Raw genomic sequence first — 16,924 nt, forward strand, 5'->3', positions numbered from 1 at the left:
TTAGTTAGCAAAAACATATCGCAATGCAAACCAGCATCATTAGAAAAAGACTTAGCAGAATGAGGTGTCGCGATAGTGGATTTAACGAATATGAATGAAACAGATAGAAAAGCGGCGCTGCTTCAGGCCCTTGAGAATGATGAGTTTTATCTTCTATATCAGCCAAAGCTTCAGCTGCGGACGGGCAAAGTCATCGGTGCAGAGGCGTTGCTGCGTTGGGAACATCCTATTATGGGAACAATATCGCCGTTGGAATTCATTCCGTTTGCTGAAGAAACAGGTTTGATTCGGCCGATTGGAGAATGGGTGCTTCATTCAGCGTGCAAACAGAATAAGATGTGGCAGGAGATGGGGCTTGAACCGTTGATTATGGCGGTCAACTTATCCGCTAGTCAGCTGTATCAAGGTGATATAGCAGAAAAAGTAGAGAACATTCTAAAAGAAACGGGGCTCGCACCGGAATATTTAGAACTCGAGATTACAGAGTCTATGACGATGGATGTGGAGTTTGTCCTGCCTATGCTGCATAAGTTAAAGCAGATTGGAGTCTGCATCAGTCTCGATGACTTTGGTACGGGCTATAGTTCTCTGTATCATTTGAAAGAGTTTCCGATAGATACTATTAAAATAGACCGCTCGTTTGTGCGGAATTGTACCATCGACGCCAAAGACGCTACGATTGTAAAAACAATTATTGCAATGGCGCATCAACTGAAACTGGAAGTGATTGCAGAGGGCATGGAATCCAAGGATCATTTGATTTTTCTGCAGCAGAACTTGTGTGATGAAGGGCAAGGCTATCTCTTTAGCAAACCTGTTTCTGCAGCCGGATTTGCCAAAAACATGCAAACTTTTGAACGAATTATCTTATCAGAAGGTCTTTCGGAAGAGTCGAGCAGGCAGATGTGGTTCCAATGGGGAATAGAAAGAACAAATCTTGAGTTGCAGGAAGCGATGCGAAAGCAGCAAGGGATGATTTTTAAGTATGTAAATGATCATGGACGGTTTGTTCATACGTTTAGTGAAGGTGAACTTCTTTACCGAATGCAGTTCACGCCAGAGCAGCTCGTTGGAAGAGAGTTGCAGGACTTTCTCCCGGCTGAAGAAGCAGCCAGGAAGTTAACGTATTATCAGCGCGCATGGAATGGGGAAAGAAATGTTTCGTATGAATCGGATGTAGACGGCATCCAATATATTACTTCGTTACGGCCAATTTCAAAGAATGGAAAGGTTGTTGAAGTAATCGGATGCTCTGTTGATATAACGGATACAGATGAAGTGCAGCAAGAGTTTCCCCGGAGTAACAAGGCTGAAGAGGCATTGCGACAGAGTGAAGCTAGGTATCGTTTAATTGCGGAGAACATGACAGACTTGGTTTGCCTGATAGATTGGGACGGCAATTTCAAATATGCCTCGCCATCCCATGTGACGGTTCTTGGTTTTCCGTCTGAAGCATATGAGGGGCAGCATGCAAGTGTATTCATGCATGCAGATGATCGGCAAAAGGTACGGCAGCAGCTGGGAAAGATGGTACAGACAAAACAAGGAGGGGTGTTTCAGTTTCGATTTAAAAATGTAAGTGGCGATTGGATTTGGCTGGAGGCGAAGGCTAATCCGATCTTTGACGAAAATGGGAGATTTGAACACTTTCTTGTTGTCTCCAGAGACATAACGGAGCGTTTGGTTTATGAGGAGAAGCTAACGCATATGGCTTATCATGATACATTGACAGGCTTGCCAAATCGTCGTCTGTTTAAAGAGAAACTAGAGCAAGCACTGGAAGAAGCGAAGCGGAACGGCAATAAAATGGCGCTGATGTATCTGGATTTGGATAACTTCAAATCTATTAACGATACATTTGGCCACGAAATTGGAGATAAGCTGTTGGTCGAATTTACACGCCGAGTGAAAGGGTGTGTACGGTCTTGTGATGTGTTTTCCCGACAAGGAGGAGATGAATTTACTATCTTATTGCCGGAAATCAAGGAGGAGCAAGATGCCATACGCATGGCAGCATGTATGCTTGCCTCTATACAAGATGAATGGTGTATAGGGAGAGACAGATTCAAGACAACCTCTAGTATCGGTTTAGCATTTTATCCGGCAAATGGTACAAAAGAACGCGAACTGCTGCTGCGGGCAGATGAAGCCTTGTACCAAGCCAAAAAGGATGGAAAGAATAGGTATCGGGCGAAGTTAAAATGAAAATCTAACTTCCCGTGTACAGTAAGCATCTGTGCATAGGAAGTTTTTTGCTGGTATGGGGAGAGAACTATTGAAAGTTTATCCATATCGTGGCATGGTGATAAAAAAGACTTGTTTGTTTATCTATTTAGAAGGGGACAAATCATTATGCCAACGGAACATATACTAGAGGACCTGCCAGCTCTTGAAACCGAGCGTCTGCGCCTGCGTAAAGTAACACCTACTGATGTGGATGCAATATTTACTTACGGCTCTGATCCTGCTGTTTCGGAATTTACGACTTGGAATACGCATCAATCGATTGACGATACGCAGCAGTTTTTGAATATTATCTTGAGTTTATATGAAAATCATCAGGCTGTCTTTTGGGGAATTGAACATAAGGAGTACAAGCGTCTGATAGGTACTATTAATTATGTGTCTTGGAACCAGAAAGATCATGTCGGAGAAATTGGTTATGTGATGGCTCGCCCATACTGGGGCAGTGGTTATATGACGGAAGCGGTGAAGGAAGTCATTCGGTTTGGCTTTGAAAAGATGGAGTTAGAACGAATCCAGGCGAAATGCATGGTTGAAAACGAAGGGTCAGAAAAAGTGATGCAGAAAGCCGGTATGCTAGTTGAAGGTACATTACGCAGTTTGCTTTATTTAAAAGGAAAGCAGCGTGATGTAAAGATGTACGCCATAACGAAATCTGATTTCTTTCATACAAAAAAGACAGGTTGAAGTTAATTCAACCTGTCTTTTCGTTATTCGCTCTCTATTCGATAACTGATAAATGATAGTAAAGAGGCAATAAGGGCACATATTCCACCTACGATTGCAAGGTTCGGAAGGGTCCCGTAGGCAAATACCAACCCGCCTAGCGCAGAACCAAGTGTAATACCGATATTGACTGATACAGGAGTCAGCGAGGATGCAAAATCTCTGGCTGCGGAAGAATAGGCTGCCGCTTTGTCCATAAGATAAATTTGAATGGTTGCATTCATAACGTAAATCATGATGGCCATGAGCATAATGCTGATCAACCCAGCAATTGTCATGTTCATTGTCACATATAAGGATCCAATGATGATTGCTTGGATGATGAACGCATAACGGAGATCACCGATACCGTTTCTGCCGGCAATTTTACCAGCTAAAAAGTTACTGCCGATGGAAAATAGGCCGTATGCCAGCAAGACGAGACCGACAGAACTGGATGCAATGCCTAATTCATCCTCAATGATGGGCGTAATATACGTGTAGATTGTATAAGTTCCTGCGATACTGAACGTCGGGATGAAGAAGCCGACTAGGATTTTTGGATTCTTGAATAGTACAAGCTGCTTCCATATGGAACTTTTCTCGCTTGCTGCGGTCTTTGGTAAAATGAACAAACTGATAAGAAAAGCAATGACCCCGAGTAATGCAGTTGTCCAGAATGTCAGATGCCAAGAGCCTAATTGCCCGATGAATGTTCCAAGCGGCACACCTAGGACATTGGAAATTGTGAAGCCGGCGAAGATAAGAGCAATAACAGAAGAACGCTTCGCTGCGGGCATTGTATCACTCGCTACTGTCATTGCTAGTGCAGTAAGGACACCACTTGCTGCTGCTGTGACAATACGTGCTGCTAGTAATACGCCAAAGGAAGATGTTAATGCACTAATGACATTTCCTAAAATAAAGACAACAATAAGTGTAAGCATTAAGGGATATTTCGGAAACCGACTAACCCAGCTAGTTAAAAGAGGTGTACCAATTGCATAGGCAATAGCAAATCCTGACACAAGTGTTCCTGCAGATGCGACAGTTACATTTAAGTCAGACGCTACTTCTGTCAGTAAGCCAACGATAACGAATTCACTGGTTCCCATTACGAATGTCAGTAATGTTAAAGTAAATGCTAAGAACGTTTGTTTTTTAGTTAAAGTCATCATGTCACTCCATTTTCTAATATTTATATATCGGAATAAAACGATATTCGAAGTGGAAAGAAAAGAAATCCCTATAGGATCTCTTGGAATATATTACAATTCTTCATTTAGGTATGCAGCTAGCTTCTGAATTGTTTCTTCATTTCTGCGGTAATACGTCCATTGGTTATAACGAATAGATTCCAATAATCCAGCGCGCTGCATCATGGCAAGGTATTGGGAGACCGTGGATTGAGAAGCTTGGACCTTTTCTTGAATGTCGCCGACACAGACACCGCCTTTGTAATGAACCTCCTTTGGCAGATGCGCCTGCTGTTTCGGAAAATGCTTCTCCGGTTCTTTCAGCCAATGCAATATTTGCAACCGTTTCTCATTAGACAAAGCTTTGAATAGATCGATAGTATCCATAAGTCTATTGTATATCGAGGTTTTCCGATAAAGCAAACAAAAAACGTATACACTTTATGGAAAAGGTGTGTTGTATTCTGAACTGCTCAGTTCATCTTGCAGTTATGTCTGTATCTTGCTATAATTTCTTAAGAAAATGGAATATGTTCGTTTTGCACTGTATAACCTCAATAATTTGGTTTGAGGGTTTCTACCAGGAGCCATAACTCCCTGATTACAGATTTTTTATCTGTTATGAGGGAGTTTTTTGTGTGTAAAAAGGCAAACGACTAACATGTTCGTCTTCGTATTCCGTATAGAAAGGAATTGATCTATTGAATTTCAGAGTCTTTATATTAGCTATTTCCGTTATATCGGTAGGGTTAGTTGAATTAATTGTTGGAGGGATTTTGCCGACTATTGCGGATGATCTGAACGTATCAATTGGACAAGCAGGTCAGTTGATTACGGTATTTGCTTTGGTCTATGCACTATCTGGTCCAATTCTTTATACATTAACAGCAAATATTGAACGAAAGAAGCTTCTGCTGCTGACGTTAGGTATATTTGTTTTAGGAAATATCATTACCTACATTAGCCCGTCTTTCTTGTTTGTCATGATTGCGCGTGTTCTGACAGCGATGAGTACAGCATTGATTATTGTGCTTTCTTTAACGATTGCAGCGAAAATTGTTCAGCCCAAGCATCGTGCCAAAGCGATTGGACTTATTTATATGGGGATCAGCTCTTCGCTCGTACTTGGCGTGCCAATTGGAATTATTGTCAGTGATGCATTTGGCTGGCGCATGCTGTTCCTATTTATTGGTTTAATGGCATTATTGTCTATGGTTTTGATTGCTTTCACGCTTGAGCGTATTGAAGTGGAACAAGTGCAGTCCTTGAAGTCACAGCTGAAAGCACTGCGCAACAAAAAGATGCTGACAGCTCATTTGACGATGCTGTTTATGCTGGCAGGTCATTACACAATCTATGCGTATTTCACACCTTTCCTCGAATCTGAGCTAGGGCTGAATACACAGTGGATTAGTATTTGCTACTTTATCTTTGGTATCGCAGCAGTTGGCGGAGGAGCTTTTGGCGGCAGTTTGGCAGACCGTTTTGGTTCCAAAGTCAGCATCATTCTAGTTGTCGCATCATTTGCCGTCATTTTATTTGCACTTCCGTTCTCTACGGTATCATTCCCATTATTTATTGTCGTGATGATAATTTGGGCCGCATTAAGTTGGAGTTTGGCACCGCCATTACAGAATTATATTGTTGAAACAGATTCCGAATCAGCAGGTATCCATCAGAGTTTTAACAACTCAGCATTGCAAATTGGTATTTCACTCGGATCATTAGTAGGCGGCATTGTGAATGGAGCTACCCATTCTATGCAGACAACAGCTCACGTTGGCAGCCTGTTGGTTATTATCTCCCTTGCTTTCGGGGTATGGTCCTTGCGAAGCACGGTTCGAAAAGCGGTACAAAGTTAATAGATAATAAGAAAAGCGGACAAGTGATTTGTCCGCTTTTCTCTATAATTGCAGGTGATTTTCTGTGAAAGATTTTAATATGTTATGACAATCAGGTACTTTTAAGATGTCATAGCCTTTTACGCATAAAAGCAACCTCATTCATTATTTTTATATCCAGAATATACTTCCAATTATGATAACATGACATGGAAGTAGGAGAGGATGAGACAGATGAAAGAGATGCACTGGCTGCAAGAGACGGCAGAGAAAGTAGATTTTTCTGGAGCTGCTTATGTAAAGAGTGTGCATGGGCAGGAGTTCTTCCAAAACGGATATCGAAATAGGCAAGAAAAGCTGTTGTTTGATAAGCATACACGCTTTGGTATTGCTTCAGGAGCAAAGATTTTCACAGCCGTAGCGATTGCCAAGTTAGTGGAGCAAGGAAAACTGACATTTAACAAGAAATTAAAAGAGTGTTTGGCAACAGTCGAGTTTCCTAATTTTCATCCAAATATTACAATTCACCACCTGCTGACACACACCTCTGGCATGCCGGATTATTTTGATGAGGAAGAGATGGATGATTATGAGACATTGTGGGAGCAGCTGCCTATGTACCGCGTGAGATCAGGTTCAGATTTCTTGCCTTTATTCCAAGAGAAGCCAATGAAATTCTTTCCTGGTGACCGGTTCTATTACAACAATGCTGCTTTTATTGTTTTGGGTTTAGTAGTGGAGGAGCTGTCAGGGGAGTCTTTTGCTGCATTTGTTCAAAAGCATATCTTCAACCCGGCTGGTATGCCGGATGCCGGTTACTTTTCCTTTGATAAATTACCAGGAAACACAGCGATTGGTTATATAAAAGAAGAAGATGGTTATCGGTCGAACATTTATGCACTGCCTGTAAGAGGCGGGGCAGATGGCGGTGTGTACGTTAGTGTGTCGGATATGGTGCTTTTCTGGGACGCTCTGTTCCAGCATAAGCTGCTGTCTGCCGAGGTTACAGAGCAATTGCTGCATCCTCATGTTGAAGTAGATAAAGAGAGTTCATATGGATATGGTATTTGGATGAAAAGAAATGCTGCTAAAATCAAGAAATATTATGTAGTTGGATTTGACCCAGGAGTGAGTTTTCACAGCGCTTATTACCCGGACACAGAACAAAAAGTAGTTGTGTCATCCAACCATGATGCAGGTCCATATTATATCGTGCAGGCATTAGAAGCACAGTGGGGGTAAACAAACATGCAGGATCTGACAATAGCGTTGGGAGAACAAACGTTAAACTGCCGGACAGCAGGCATTATCGTAAAAGATAATCATATACTGCTGCATAAAAATAAGAAGGACTCATTCTGGACGCTGATTGGCGGACGCATCCAGCTGGGTGAGGATTCCGCACAGGCGGTTGAGCGAGAATTTGAAGAAGAATTGGGCATTACAGTTAAGGCGGAACGGTTGCTTTGGATGGTAGAAAATTTCTTCACATACCGGTTTCGTCAATTTCATGAATTCAGCTTTATATATTTGATTCAAGATACAGAAGATAAGCTTACGGGAACTGCTGAAGTCGTTTCGTCACAAGAGGCAGATTTCCAATATGAATGGATTCCTATTGAAAAAATGAAGGAATTAACTGTGAAACCAGCTTTTCTGCAAGAAAGACTGCTGCAACTGCCAACAGTACCGGAGCACCTGATTTATAAGGAAAGCGAAGCGCAGGAGGCAAGCTTATGTTAAGCAGTTATATGAAAAGACACTTCGAAAGTATTTACTGGCAGAGAGAAGCATTCGGAGGTCATACCCTTGCTGAACAGCATCAAGAGTGGGTGCGGCCTTTACCAGATAAATGGTCAATCGGCGAGACGTATTACCATCTGTATCTACTGCTTAAGCGGTTTCGACAGCTTAACTTAGCGTATATCCCCTTGGCAAAACGATTCATCAGAACCGGGAAACGCAGGCCTTATAAAACAGAAATAGCAGATATTTATCAAGCTTATCGGAACAAACACGGTAAACCGATGAGAGCTCCTTCCATCTTACTGCCACCTAAAGATATACACACGAAGCTGCAGTTCCAACAGTTAAAGCAAGACCTTCATCATGAAACGAATCGCTTAGAAAGAATGGTCGGCAGTATAGATAATGAGACTGCCGGTCATATCCGCTACCCTGACCCACTTGCGCATTACCCCAACTTAATCCAGAGCATTCACTTAATTGGAATTCATGAACAGCATCATTTTAATCTTTGCGAAAAGTACTACAAAATCAAATAGTATAGATTAGTGAGAAGGTATGACTTGACTATATTTTCAGAATAGGTGTAATCTTTATGAGTAGGATAGGTAAATAAACCTAATACTTATTGCTGGGGAGGGGATTGTCAGTGAGTGAAAGGAAAGTGGCGGTTATTACAGGTGGCGGCAGCGGACTTGGACAAGCTGTGGCATTACGACTTGCTAAAGAAGGCGTTTCCATCGTTGTAGTTGATATATCTAATGGCGCTGGACAGGAGACAGTTCATCTCGTTCAAGAAATAGGTGCAAAAGCAATATTTGTAAAAGCAGACGTCAGCAAAGCTGAAGAAGTGAAAGCTTATGTAGATAAAACGATAGAGGAATTTGGAACTATTGATATGTTTTACAATAATGCGGGAATTTCTGGTCCTGGCGTTAAATTTGCAGAAAATACGATTGAACAGATTGATATGGTACTTGGTATTAACCTTAATGGTGCACTTTACGGTTTGAAATATGTGTTAGAAGTGATGCTTGCCAATGGCGGAGGGCGTATTGTTAATACATCCTCGACAGCAGGTGTAGTTGGCCAGGAAACTGTTGGTACATATTCGGCGACGAAGCATGCGATGGTAGGCATTACAAAGACATTGGCTGCGGAATATGCGGCACAAGGTATTGTAGTGAATGCAATTGCACCTGGTACGACTGAAACGCCGATGGTACGTGCATATAAGGAGAAAAATCCTGATGCATTTGTCAATGCATCAGAACCTATTCCGCAGAAGCGCCTAGGCAAGCCGGAGGAAGTGGCTGAGCTTGTGACTTTCTTACTGACAGGCAATGCACCTTATATAAATGGTGTGGTTGTGCCAATTGATGGCGGATTTACTGCAATCAAAAAAACTAATAGGAGAGATTTTCATGAAGCGTTTTGAAGAGAAAGTTGTCTTAATAACAGGTGGAGGATCTGGATTAGGTCGTGCGGCAGCAGTGCAGGTAGCAAAAGAAGGAGCGAAGCTTGCGCTTGTTGATTTGAATAAAGAAGGAATGGAAGAAACGAAGCAAGCTATTTTGGCAGCAGCGCCTGAGGCTGAAGTCATCACGATTGAGGCGAACTGTGCGAATGAGTCAGAAGTTGAGGCTTATGTGAAACAAACGGTAGAGCAATTTGGCAAGATCGATAGCTTCTTTAATAATGCAGGTGTAGAAGGAAAACAGAATTTAACAGAAGAATACGGTACAGAAGAGTTCGATCGTGTTGTTAACATCAACTTGAATGGTGTCTTCTATGGTATGCAGCATGTCCTTAAAGTGATGAAGGAACAGGGCTATGGTTCTGTTGTTAACACTGCTTCTGTTGGCGGAATTCGCGGTGTCGGCAATCAGTCTGGTTATGCGGCGAGCAAGCATGGTGTTGTTGGTTTGACTCGTAACTCTGGTATTGAATACGGCCAGTTCGGTGTCAGTATCAAAGCAATTGCGCCAGGTGCAATTATGACACCAATGGTCGAAGGTTCCTTACGTCAGATTGGCGGAGATAACTGGGAAGAAGCAGGTAAAGAATTTGTCAGTGTTAACCCGATGAAACGCTTCGGAAAGCCAGAAGAAGTAGGTTATCTAGTTGCTTTCCTTCTTTCAAGTCAGGCAGATTTCATCAATGCAACTGTTGTTCCGATTGATGGCGGACAGTCTTATAAATACTAAGTAGATGACGACCATTAGAGTGGTTTGATGGTCTCTGCTTTTCTGCTAAACATCTTGCATAATATGTTAGTTATGTTACGATATGGATAAGTTCATAAGTTTCACACTAGGGGAGCCCTTCATAAGGGCTGAGACAAAGAGTAATGACTCTTTAAACCCTCATAACCTGAACAGGTTCGGACCTGCGTAGGAAAGTGTCGACATTCGATTTTACATGCATGCATTCTGTATGTATTTATTCGCAGATATCACACCACTTTCCTACGGGGGAGTGGTTTTTTTGTGTGCATCCGGTCTTGTTCCTATTCAAGGAGTGATGATAATCAAACTGATGGCAGTAACGGATGGTGCGCACGATGCAGCTGGCTTGCTTCGAATCTTGTTAAAGGTGCACCCGTATGTTGATTATGTACAGATTCGAGAGAAAAGCAAACCTGCGGGCGTGATTTATCAGCTTTGCAGAGAGTTAGCAAAAGAAGGATTGCCAGGTCACAAGTTATGGATTAATGATCGGGTGGATGTGGCGTTGCTGCTTGGTTTGCAACAGGCGCATATACCAGGACACGGACTTCCGTTATTCGAGTTACAAAAACAATATCCTGGTTTTCAGTTCGGTGTACCGGTCCATTCTCTTCAGGAAGCTGTTCAGGCGGAGGCTGCCGGAGCAGCGTACAGTATATACGGACATTGTTTTCCGACAGCCAGTAAAAAAGGCAAAGACCCGCTGCCATTATCCGATTTAGCTGAAATTCAGCGACGCGTTGCTATTCCGTTGTTTGGAATTGGAGGAATTACCGTAGACCGGCTAGCAGAATTGAAAGCGCTTGAACTAGATGGTGCTGCTGTTATGAGTGGTATTTTTTCAGCAAAAGATCCAGTAGAAGCTGTAAAGAAACTAAAAGAGGAGTGTTTGCGTCTTGAAGCAATCTGAAGTAGCGGTCGTTGGAGGGGGCATCATCGGCAGTGCAATTGCTTATTATTTGGTGAAAGCAGGTTACCAGGTTGATGTGCTTGAAGCAGGCGAGATTGGGTCAGGTTCCACGCAGGCAGCTGCGGGTATGCTTGGCGCTCATTCGGAATACAAGGAATTCGGTACTTCGCTTTATCCATTTGCGCGTACAAGTCAAAAGTTATACGAAGAAGCAGAAGCAGAAATTCGCTCCTTAGCAGGAATAGATATAGAGCGCCGTACAGGTGGATTGTTAAAGCTTGTCTTCACAGAAGAAGAAAGAGCGAGCCTGTTAAAATTGTGTTCCTTAGAAGGGGTAACGTGGCTGGATCGTGCATCTTTAACAGATAAAACCCCTAGATTAGCAGCATCCGTTCTAGGTGCTGTTCATATGCAAGAAGATGTGCACGTCATGCCTGCAATCGCCTGCAGCGGATTTCATTCTGCAGCGCAAGTACTCGGTGCCGAAATTCACACGCATACGCGCGTTGAGAAGATAGAGCGGGAAGGCGGGCACTATCAGTTACAAACTTCCATGGGAAAATGGCAGGCAGAGCGCGTCGTTATTGCTAGTGGCGTTTGGAGTAATTCTATCTTGGAGCAAACAGGCTTGGGGTCACCAATCTTTCCTGTAAAGGGGGAATGCATTGCTGTTACCAATACACAAGCTCCGCTCACATGCAGCTTATTCCATGATCAGCATTATATTGTTCCTCGAAACAACAACGAACTAATCATCGGAGCGACAAAAGTCGAGAATGATTGGTCCACCAAGCCGACACTTGGAGGTATACAGGCAGTTATGGAAAAAGCGAGACAGATGCTGCCGGATATTGATGAGATGCCTTTTCTCAGAAGCTGGGCGGGGCTCCGACCACAAACATTCGATGGGAAGCCGATCATCGGAGAACACCCGAAAATGAAGGGGTTGTTTATTGCTGCTGGACATCAGCGCAATGGTATTCTGCTTGCACCAGCAACTGGGAAAATGATTGCTGACTTGCTAAGCGGCAATGACGTTTCGGATCAATGGAAGGAAGCGTTTCGGGTGGATCGGCCGTATTCCAATGAGGAGGTATTGGTGTGACAATTCAACTAAATGGCAGGCAGCAGAAATTATCTGGTGAGATTCATACAATTGCACAGCTGTTAGCGTCACTGTCCCTAGAAAATAGAATAGTAATTGTGGAGTTGAATAAAGAGATTATCAATAAGGCTGCTTATACCGACCAGCCGATAAAAGATGGCGATCAAGTAGAATTAATCCATTTCGTAGGAGGAGGATGAAACATGTTACAAATTGCTGATAAGTCATTTACATCCCGTTTGCTATTAGGAACAGGCAAGTACCCATCATTTGAAGAACAGAAGGAAGCAGTAAATATATCAAATGCTGAAATACTGACATTCGCAGTGCGGAGGATGGATATATTTGAGGCATCACAGCCGAATTTTCTGGAACAGCTGGATTTGAGTCGGTATACGTTGCTGCCAAATACAGCAGGCGCAAAAACAGCAGAAGAAGCTGTCCGTATTGCCAAGCTAGCTAAAGCGTCTGGATTATGTGACATGGTGAAGGTAGAAGTGATCGGCTGTGATAAGACATTGCTTCCAGACCCAGTTGAAACGTTACGGGCAACAGAAATGCTGTTAGAAGAGGAGTTCATTGTCCTGCCTTACACGTCAGATGATGTTGTATTAGCCAAACGTCTCGTGGATTTGGGCGTGCATGCTATCATGCCGGGAGCATCACCTATTGGTTCAGGAAAAGGAATCATAAATCCTTTCAATCTGCGCGTGATCATTGAACAAAGCAATGTACCCGTCATTGTTGATGCTGGCATTGGCTCACCGAAGGATGCAGCGTACGCGATGGAGCTTGGAGCTGACGGTGTGCTGCTAAACACAGCGGTCTCTGGGGCTGCTGATCCTGTCCGGATGGCACATGCTATGAAACTAGCAATAGAAGCGGGCAGATTAGGTTTTGAAGCAGGAAGAATTCCAGAGAAAAATTACGCGGAAGCTAGCAGCCCGGGTGAAGGGTTGTTTACGTAATGCAAGATCGTTATCGTAAACAAGAGCTGTTTATCGGTAAAGAAGGCCAGATGCAGATAGAAAACAGTAAGATTGTTTTAATCGGAATGGGTGCTTTAGGCTCTGCTTCTGCAGAAATGCTTGTGCGTGCGGGTATTGGGGAGCTCGTGCTTATCGATCGGGATTATGTAGAACTACACAATCTGCAGCGTCAGCAGTTATATACGGAAGAAGATGCTGCCGCTTATCTGCCGAAAGCGCTAGCGGCAGCGGAGCGGTTGCAAGCAATCAATCAGCATGTAAAGCTGCATGCTGTGATTGAGAACATAGATCATCATAATATCGAACAACTGGTAGAGGGAGCGCATGTGATTTTAGATGCTACCGATAATTTTGAAACGCGACTGATTGTTAACGATGCAGCCACAAAATACGGTATACCATACATCTATGGAGCATGCGTTGGCAGCTATGGGGTAACATATCCCGTTGTTTCGAAGGATGCACCATGTCTGCATTGTCTTCTGGAACAGCTTCCGCAGCAAAGTGAAACATGTGATACAGCCGGAATTATCAGCCCAATTGTACAATGGGTGGCAGCCATGCAAGTGACGCAGACATTACGGATTTTATGCCGTCAGGAAGTAGCACCTGAGCTGCGCGCATTTGATATATGGACGGGAGATTATACAACAGTGAACGTGCAACGTCTTCAGGATCCGAACTGTCTAAGCTGTAGTACAGAAGCTAAGCGGCCATATCTAAATGGAGCCACGCAGACAAAGCTGGATGTACTCTGTGGCAGAGAAGCTGTTCACATACGGCCAGGATCAAAGAAATCACTGGATTTAACAGCTTTATCTGAACAATGGGTTTCTGCAGTGGAACCCGTAACCGCCAACGAATACTTGCTGGCATTTCATCACAGAGGACATCGGGTTGTACTGTTTGCAGACGGGCGAGCAATTATTCACGGCATAGATGATATTAATCGAGCGCGCTCTCTTTATGACAGTCTTGTCGGCTGATAGTGTTGGAATTTTCTGTTGACTCATTGGTAACGCAATGTTAAAATTCTCCATAACAAATATAAAATTCTTATCAAGAGCGGCGGAGGGACTGGCCCGACGATGCCCGGCAACCTGCAAGTTTATCTGACTTGTAAAGGTGCTAATTCCTGTAGATGAGAAGACACAGTACGGATCCTACGTCTCCCTGTCCTCTCAGGGAGGCTTTTTTTATGCAGAAAATCATCCGAGGAGGCAAAAATAATGACAGCAGTAAGAGTTGGATTAATAGGGTACGGCACAGTGGGCAGTGCAGTGGGCAGAACAATTCGTTCTCATCAGGAGAATCTGCAGACAGTATTCGGTAAGGAAGTACAAGTGGCAGGTGTGTTAGTCCGGGATAAACAAAAATATGAACAGGAAGTACAGGATGTCCTGCTTACAGATAATGTAGAGGAATTCTTTGCACGAACAGATTTGGATGTCGTTATTGAAGCGAGTGTAGGCATCGAGCCTGCGTACAGCTATTTGACGAAAGCTATATCTCGCGGTTGTCACATTATCACTGCCAATAAGGAAATGATTGCTTCTAAAGGAGCAGAGCTAAAGGCATTAGCGAAAGAAAAAGGTGTACGTCTCGAATATGAAGCAGCAGTAGCAGGCGGTGTACCAGTTATTGGCACGCTAAAACAACTGCTGCATATTAACCATGTTGTTAAAGTAGAGGCTATTTTAAATGGCACATCAAATTTTATCTTGAGCGAAATGGCCGATAAAAACATTTCGTTTGAAGAGGCATTACAGCTTGCGCAAGAAGCAGGTTTTGCAGAAGCTGATCCAGCTAATGATGTAGATGGCTGGGATGCATTTTATAAATTGATGGTCCTAAGTGATTTATTATTCGAAGCACAGCCAGATTGGGAAAAAGTGACACGCAAGGGCATCCGTTCCGTTTCCTCGCAGGATATTCATGCAGCTGCCGAACGAGGATGGAAAATTAAACACGTTGCGACGCTCGAAAATACGGGGGAGAAGTGACAGTATACGTGGAGCCGGTTGTATTATCAGCTGCGCACCCGCTTTACAGTGTAGATGGAGTAGATAATGCTGTTTGTATCGAGGGTGATCTTGTCGGAAAACTGAAACTGCAAGGGCCAGGTGCTGGTGCGCTGCCAACTGCAAGTGCCATCGTAGAAGATTTAGCCAATCTTGTGCACCAGCGCAAGGAACTCAGTGTAAAACGACAGTTCCAATTCACGGAGAAAAGGGAAGCTGCGCCGTACGTGCATCTGCCTTCGGGCCAAGTTGTAGTTCAAGAGAAACCCGCGGAGGAGAACTACTATCGGGTGGTTGGTAAAACCGAACGTTTAGTAGCGGAGGCCTGACAATGTGACAAGTGCTTCGGTCTAAGAAGATTAAAAAGGAACTGACTATGTTAGTTCCTTTTTGTGTAGATTTATTTCTCGTTATGCAGAATTGGCTGAGTTTAAAAGATAATAGTTGAATATTTATGAAGGGGTAGGTATTACTCTTAATTATCTGTTGGAATAAGTAGAAGGAGTGCAAAACATGAAATTCTCTCTGTATTCAGTAATGGCACCAGATATGACGCCGGAAGCTCTTATTGGTTATTTAAAAGAAACTGGCTACTCCGCTGTAGAATGGCGGTTCAAAGACACAGCAGCAGAGTTAAGACAGGAAGCACCTAGCTTTTGGAGAAATAACTTGTGTACCATATCACCAGCAATAACGGATCAAGAGATTGAGAATTTAAAAAGCACTGCGAACCATAATGGAATTAACATATTAAGTGTTCTTCCATACTTAACTACTGGAGATTTAAAAGCTACCGAACAAACATTGCAGGTTGCGCAAAAGCTTGGTGCTGCCACGATACGTATTGGTGTACCGTCTTATGATCGGTCTCAACATTATAATGACCTGTTTCGTGCTGCGACTGCTTACTTGAATGAGGTAGAACAAATGTGCAAGCAATACAAAGTAAAAGGCTTAATTGAAACACATCACGGTACGATTGCGCCTAGTGCGAGTTTAGCCCATCGGCTTGTCTGTTCATGTGATCCAGCGAACATTGGTGTTTTGTATGATCCTGGCAATATGGTGCATGAAGGATATGAGCATCATCGCATAGGATTGGAATTGTTAGGAGACTATCTTGCTCATGTGCATGTGAAAAATGCAGGCTGGCAAAAGAAACAGCAGCATACGGATGGGACTGCAGATTGGTCAGTGCAGTGGACGTTAATTGAAAAAGGGATTGTGAATTGGAAGCAAGTTCTCTTAGACCTGCAAGCTGTTGGTTATGAAGGGTTTATTGGCATGGAAGACTTTAGTACGTCTTTGCCTACAAAGGAATCTATCAAACACAATATCGAGACAGTCAAACGGTTTCTAGCAGAGAATGAAGCACAAAGAAAGCTCTGTTGAAAATGGGTTGTCGCATCTCTATGATCATCTTTCGACTTAGAGTTATAACCTACTTGGAAAATCTAGTCTCTTCATTCATAAACAGCTATGGTGATGTACGTTTATGGGGACAATGAGTAAACTAACCGAATCATATCCCGGCATTGAATCCCATTTTCATAGATAGGTATATCATAATGATGCAGGAAAAAATTAGGCTCAATGGCTGCTATACGGAAGCCACATTTCTGATAGAAAGCCAGTTGGCCAATGCTGGAGTTTCCTGTGCCAACCTCCAGTGAACGAAAGCCGTCTTTGTTGGCCTGATGAATGGCATGGCTTATAAGTTGTTTACCGATTCCTTTTCCTCGGCTTGAGGCCTGAACGACTATGTTCATAATTTCTTCTTTTTCTTCCGCAATGAAGCAGCTTCCTTCACTCAGATAACCTTTAACCTTTGTTTCGGATGGATCTGCTTCAAGCAGGAGCTCCATGGGAGGCGTTTCGGAAGGAAGAAGTTTTCTTATATTCACCGTATCTCTCCTTTTTTGAGTAGATAAAAAGGCTG

The 16,924-nt window shown here is 43.2% G+C and carries 19 protein-coding genes and 3 riboswitches; of the genes, 16 read left to right on the forward strand and 3 right to left on the reverse strand.

The window, feature by feature from the left end:
- Positions 1 to 75 precede the first annotated feature (75 nt).
- Positions 76 to 2,205, forward strand: a complete 2,130-nt coding sequence (locus KS242_RS01600; protein WP_217322714.1) for an EAL domain-containing protein — start codon at positions 76 to 78, stop codon at positions 2,203 to 2,205.
- A gap of 147 nt (positions 2,206 to 2,352) precedes the next feature.
- Positions 2,353 to 2,931: a GNAT family N-acetyltransferase gene (locus KS242_RS01605; RefSeq protein ID WP_217322715.1), complete on the forward strand. Its 579-nt coding sequence runs from the start codon at positions 2,353 to 2,355 to the stop codon at positions 2,929 to 2,931.
- Positions 2,932 to 2,954: 23 nt separating this feature from the next.
- On the opposite strand, the gene KS242_RS01610 is transcribed toward KS242_RS01605, so the two are convergent.
- On the reverse strand, positions 2,955 to 4,124 hold the full coding sequence (locus KS242_RS01610; RefSeq protein ID WP_254391767.1) for an MFS transporter: 1,170 nt from the start codon (positions 4,122 to 4,124) through the stop codon (positions 2,955 to 2,957).
- 93 nt (positions 4,125 to 4,217) lie between these two features.
- Positions 4,218 to 4,532 carry an ArsR/SmtB family transcription factor gene (locus KS242_RS01615; protein ID WP_217322717.1) on the reverse strand — a complete coding sequence of 105 codons (315 nt, stop codon included), beginning with the start codon at positions 4,530 to 4,532 and terminating at the stop codon, positions 4,218 to 4,220.
- Between the two features lie 137 nt (positions 4,533 to 4,669).
- Positions 4,670 to 4,769: riboswitch (purine riboswitch) on the forward strand.
- Between the two features lie 77 nt (positions 4,770 to 4,846).
- Here KS242_RS01615 and KS242_RS01620 point away from each other — a divergent pair.
- The 14 genes from KS242_RS01620 (at position 4,847) to KS242_RS01680 (ending at position 16,377) form a co-directional block, all read left to right on the forward strand.
- Complete coding sequence (locus KS242_RS01620) at positions 4,847 to 6,007, forward strand: MFS transporter (protein ID WP_217322718.1); 1,161 nt, start codon at positions 4,847 to 4,849, stop codon at positions 6,005 to 6,007.
- 213 nt (positions 6,008 to 6,220) lie between these two features.
- Positions 6,221 to 7,228: a serine hydrolase domain-containing protein gene (locus KS242_RS01625; protein ID WP_371747580.1), complete on the forward strand. Its 1,008-nt coding sequence runs from the start codon at positions 6,221 to 6,223 to the stop codon at positions 7,226 to 7,228.
- Positions 7,229 to 7,234: 6 nt separating this feature from the next.
- Positions 7,235 to 7,729: an NUDIX hydrolase gene (locus tag KS242_RS01630; RefSeq protein WP_217322720.1), complete on the forward strand. Its 495-nt coding sequence runs from the start codon at positions 7,235 to 7,237 to the stop codon at positions 7,727 to 7,729.
- Positions 7,723 to 8,271, forward strand: coding sequence for a DinB family protein (locus tag KS242_RS01635; protein WP_254391768.1), 549 nt, complete (start codon positions 7,723 to 7,725; stop codon positions 8,269 to 8,271). The genes KS242_RS01630 and KS242_RS01635 overlap by 7 nt, the downstream gene beginning before the upstream one ends.
- A 110-nt stretch (positions 8,272 to 8,381) precedes the next feature.
- Positions 8,382 to 9,170 (forward strand): SDR family NAD(P)-dependent oxidoreductase, encoded by a 789-nt coding sequence (locus KS242_RS01640; protein ID WP_254391769.1) that lies wholly within the window; start codon positions 8,382 to 8,384, stop codon positions 9,168 to 9,170.
- Entirely contained in the window at positions 9,157 to 9,939 is a 783-nt protein-coding gene (locus KS242_RS01645) for an SDR family oxidoreductase (RefSeq protein WP_217322722.1), read from the forward strand. The genes KS242_RS01640 and KS242_RS01645 overlap by 14 nt, the downstream gene beginning before the upstream one ends.
- A 98-nt stretch (positions 9,940 to 10,037) precedes the next feature.
- Positions 10,038 to 10,149, forward strand: a riboswitch (TPP riboswitch).
- Positions 10,150 to 10,219: 70 nt separating this feature from the next.
- On the forward strand, positions 10,220 to 10,870 hold the full coding sequence (locus KS242_RS01650; protein ID WP_254391770.1) for a thiamine phosphate synthase: 651 nt from the start codon (positions 10,220 to 10,222) through the stop codon (positions 10,868 to 10,870).
- Positions 10,857 to 11,975: a glycine oxidase ThiO gene (thiO, locus tag KS242_RS01655; protein WP_217322723.1), complete on the forward strand. Its 1,119-nt coding sequence runs from the start codon at positions 10,857 to 10,859 to the stop codon at positions 11,973 to 11,975. The genes KS242_RS01650 and thiO overlap by 14 nt, the downstream gene beginning before the upstream one ends.
- The gene (gene thiS / locus KS242_RS01660; protein WP_217322724.1) at positions 11,972 to 12,175 is read left to right on the forward strand and encodes a sulfur carrier protein ThiS; all 204 of its coding nucleotides are present in this window, start codon (positions 11,972 to 11,974) and stop codon (positions 12,173 to 12,175) included. Before thiO ends, thiS begins: the two co-directional genes overlap by 4 nt.
- Before the next feature lie 3 nt (positions 12,176 to 12,178).
- The gene (locus tag KS242_RS01665; RefSeq protein ID WP_217322725.1) at positions 12,179 to 12,943 is read left to right on the forward strand and encodes a thiazole synthase; all 765 of its coding nucleotides are present in this window, start codon (positions 12,179 to 12,181) and stop codon (positions 12,941 to 12,943) included.
- Positions 12,943 to 13,950 (forward strand): ThiF family adenylyltransferase, encoded by a 1,008-nt coding sequence (locus tag KS242_RS01670; protein WP_217322726.1) that lies wholly within the window; start codon positions 12,943 to 12,945, stop codon positions 13,948 to 13,950. Before KS242_RS01665 ends, KS242_RS01670 begins: the two co-directional genes overlap by 1 nt.
- Before the next feature lie 67 nt (positions 13,951 to 14,017).
- A riboswitch (SAM riboswitch) is annotated at positions 14,018 to 14,112 on the forward strand.
- A gap of 81 nt (positions 14,113 to 14,193) precedes the next feature.
- Positions 14,194 to 14,967, forward strand: a complete 774-nt coding sequence (locus KS242_RS01675; RefSeq protein WP_254391771.1) for a homoserine dehydrogenase — start codon at positions 14,194 to 14,196, stop codon at positions 14,965 to 14,967.
- Positions 14,964 to 15,314: a hypothetical protein gene (locus tag KS242_RS17975; RefSeq protein ID WP_254391772.1), complete on the forward strand. Its 351-nt coding sequence runs from the start codon at positions 14,964 to 14,966 to the stop codon at positions 15,312 to 15,314. Before KS242_RS01675 ends, KS242_RS17975 begins: the two co-directional genes overlap by 4 nt.
- Before the next feature lie 184 nt (positions 15,315 to 15,498).
- Positions 15,499 to 16,377, forward strand: a complete 879-nt coding sequence (locus KS242_RS01680; protein WP_217322727.1) for a sugar phosphate isomerase/epimerase family protein — start codon at positions 15,499 to 15,501, stop codon at positions 16,375 to 16,377.
- 101 nt (positions 16,378 to 16,478) lie between these two features.
- On the opposite strand, the gene KS242_RS01685 is transcribed toward KS242_RS01680, so the two are convergent.
- On the reverse strand, positions 16,479 to 16,889 hold the full coding sequence (locus KS242_RS01685; protein ID WP_217322728.1) for a GNAT family N-acetyltransferase: 411 nt from the start codon (positions 16,887 to 16,889) through the stop codon (positions 16,479 to 16,481).
- Positions 16,890 to 16,924: the final 35 nt, after the last annotated feature.

The sequence above is a fragment of the Terribacillus sp. DMT04 genome (assembly GCF_019056395.1).
Taxonomy (GTDB): domain Bacteria; phylum Bacillota; class Bacilli; order Bacillales; family Amphibacillaceae; genus Terribacillus; species Terribacillus aidingensis_A.

Bases quoted from the DNA above. Each gene is read 5' to 3' on its own strand.
- KS242_RS01605 (WP_217322715.1), top strand. From the start codon at position 2,353: ATGCCAACGGAACATATACTAGAGGACCTGCCAGCTCTTGAAACCGAG.
- KS242_RS01610 (WP_254391767.1), bottom strand. From the start codon at position 4,124: ATGACTTTAACTAAAAAACAAACGTTCTTAGCATTTACTTTAACATTA.
- KS242_RS01615 (WP_217322717.1), bottom strand. From the start codon at position 4,532: ATGGATACTATCGATCTATTCAAAGCTTTGTCTAATGAGAAACGGTTG.
- KS242_RS01625 (WP_371747580.1), top strand. From the start codon at position 6,221: ATGAAAGAGATGCACTGGCTGCAAGAGACGGCAGAGAAAGTAGATTTT.
- KS242_RS01630 (WP_217322720.1), top strand. From the start codon at position 7,235: ATGCAGGATCTGACAATAGCGTTGGGAGAACAAACGTTAAACTGCCGG.
- KS242_RS01635 (WP_254391768.1), top strand. From the start codon at position 7,723: ATGTTAAGCAGTTATATGAAAAGACACTTCGAAAGTATTTACTGGCAG.
- KS242_RS01645 (WP_217322722.1), top strand. From the start codon at position 9,157: ATGAAGCGTTTTGAAGAGAAAGTTGTCTTAATAACAGGTGGAGGATCT.
- KS242_RS01665 (WP_217322725.1), top strand. From the start codon at position 12,179: ATGTTACAAATTGCTGATAAGTCATTTACATCCCGTTTGCTATTAGGA.
- KS242_RS01670 (WP_217322726.1), top strand. From the start codon at position 12,943: ATGCAAGATCGTTATCGTAAACAAGAGCTGTTTATCGGTAAAGAAGGC.
- KS242_RS01675 (WP_254391771.1), top strand. From the start codon at position 14,194: ATGACAGCAGTAAGAGTTGGATTAATAGGGTACGGCACAGTGGGCAGT.
- KS242_RS01680 (WP_217322727.1), top strand. From the start codon at position 15,499: ATGAAATTCTCTCTGTATTCAGTAATGGCACCAGATATGACGCCGGAA.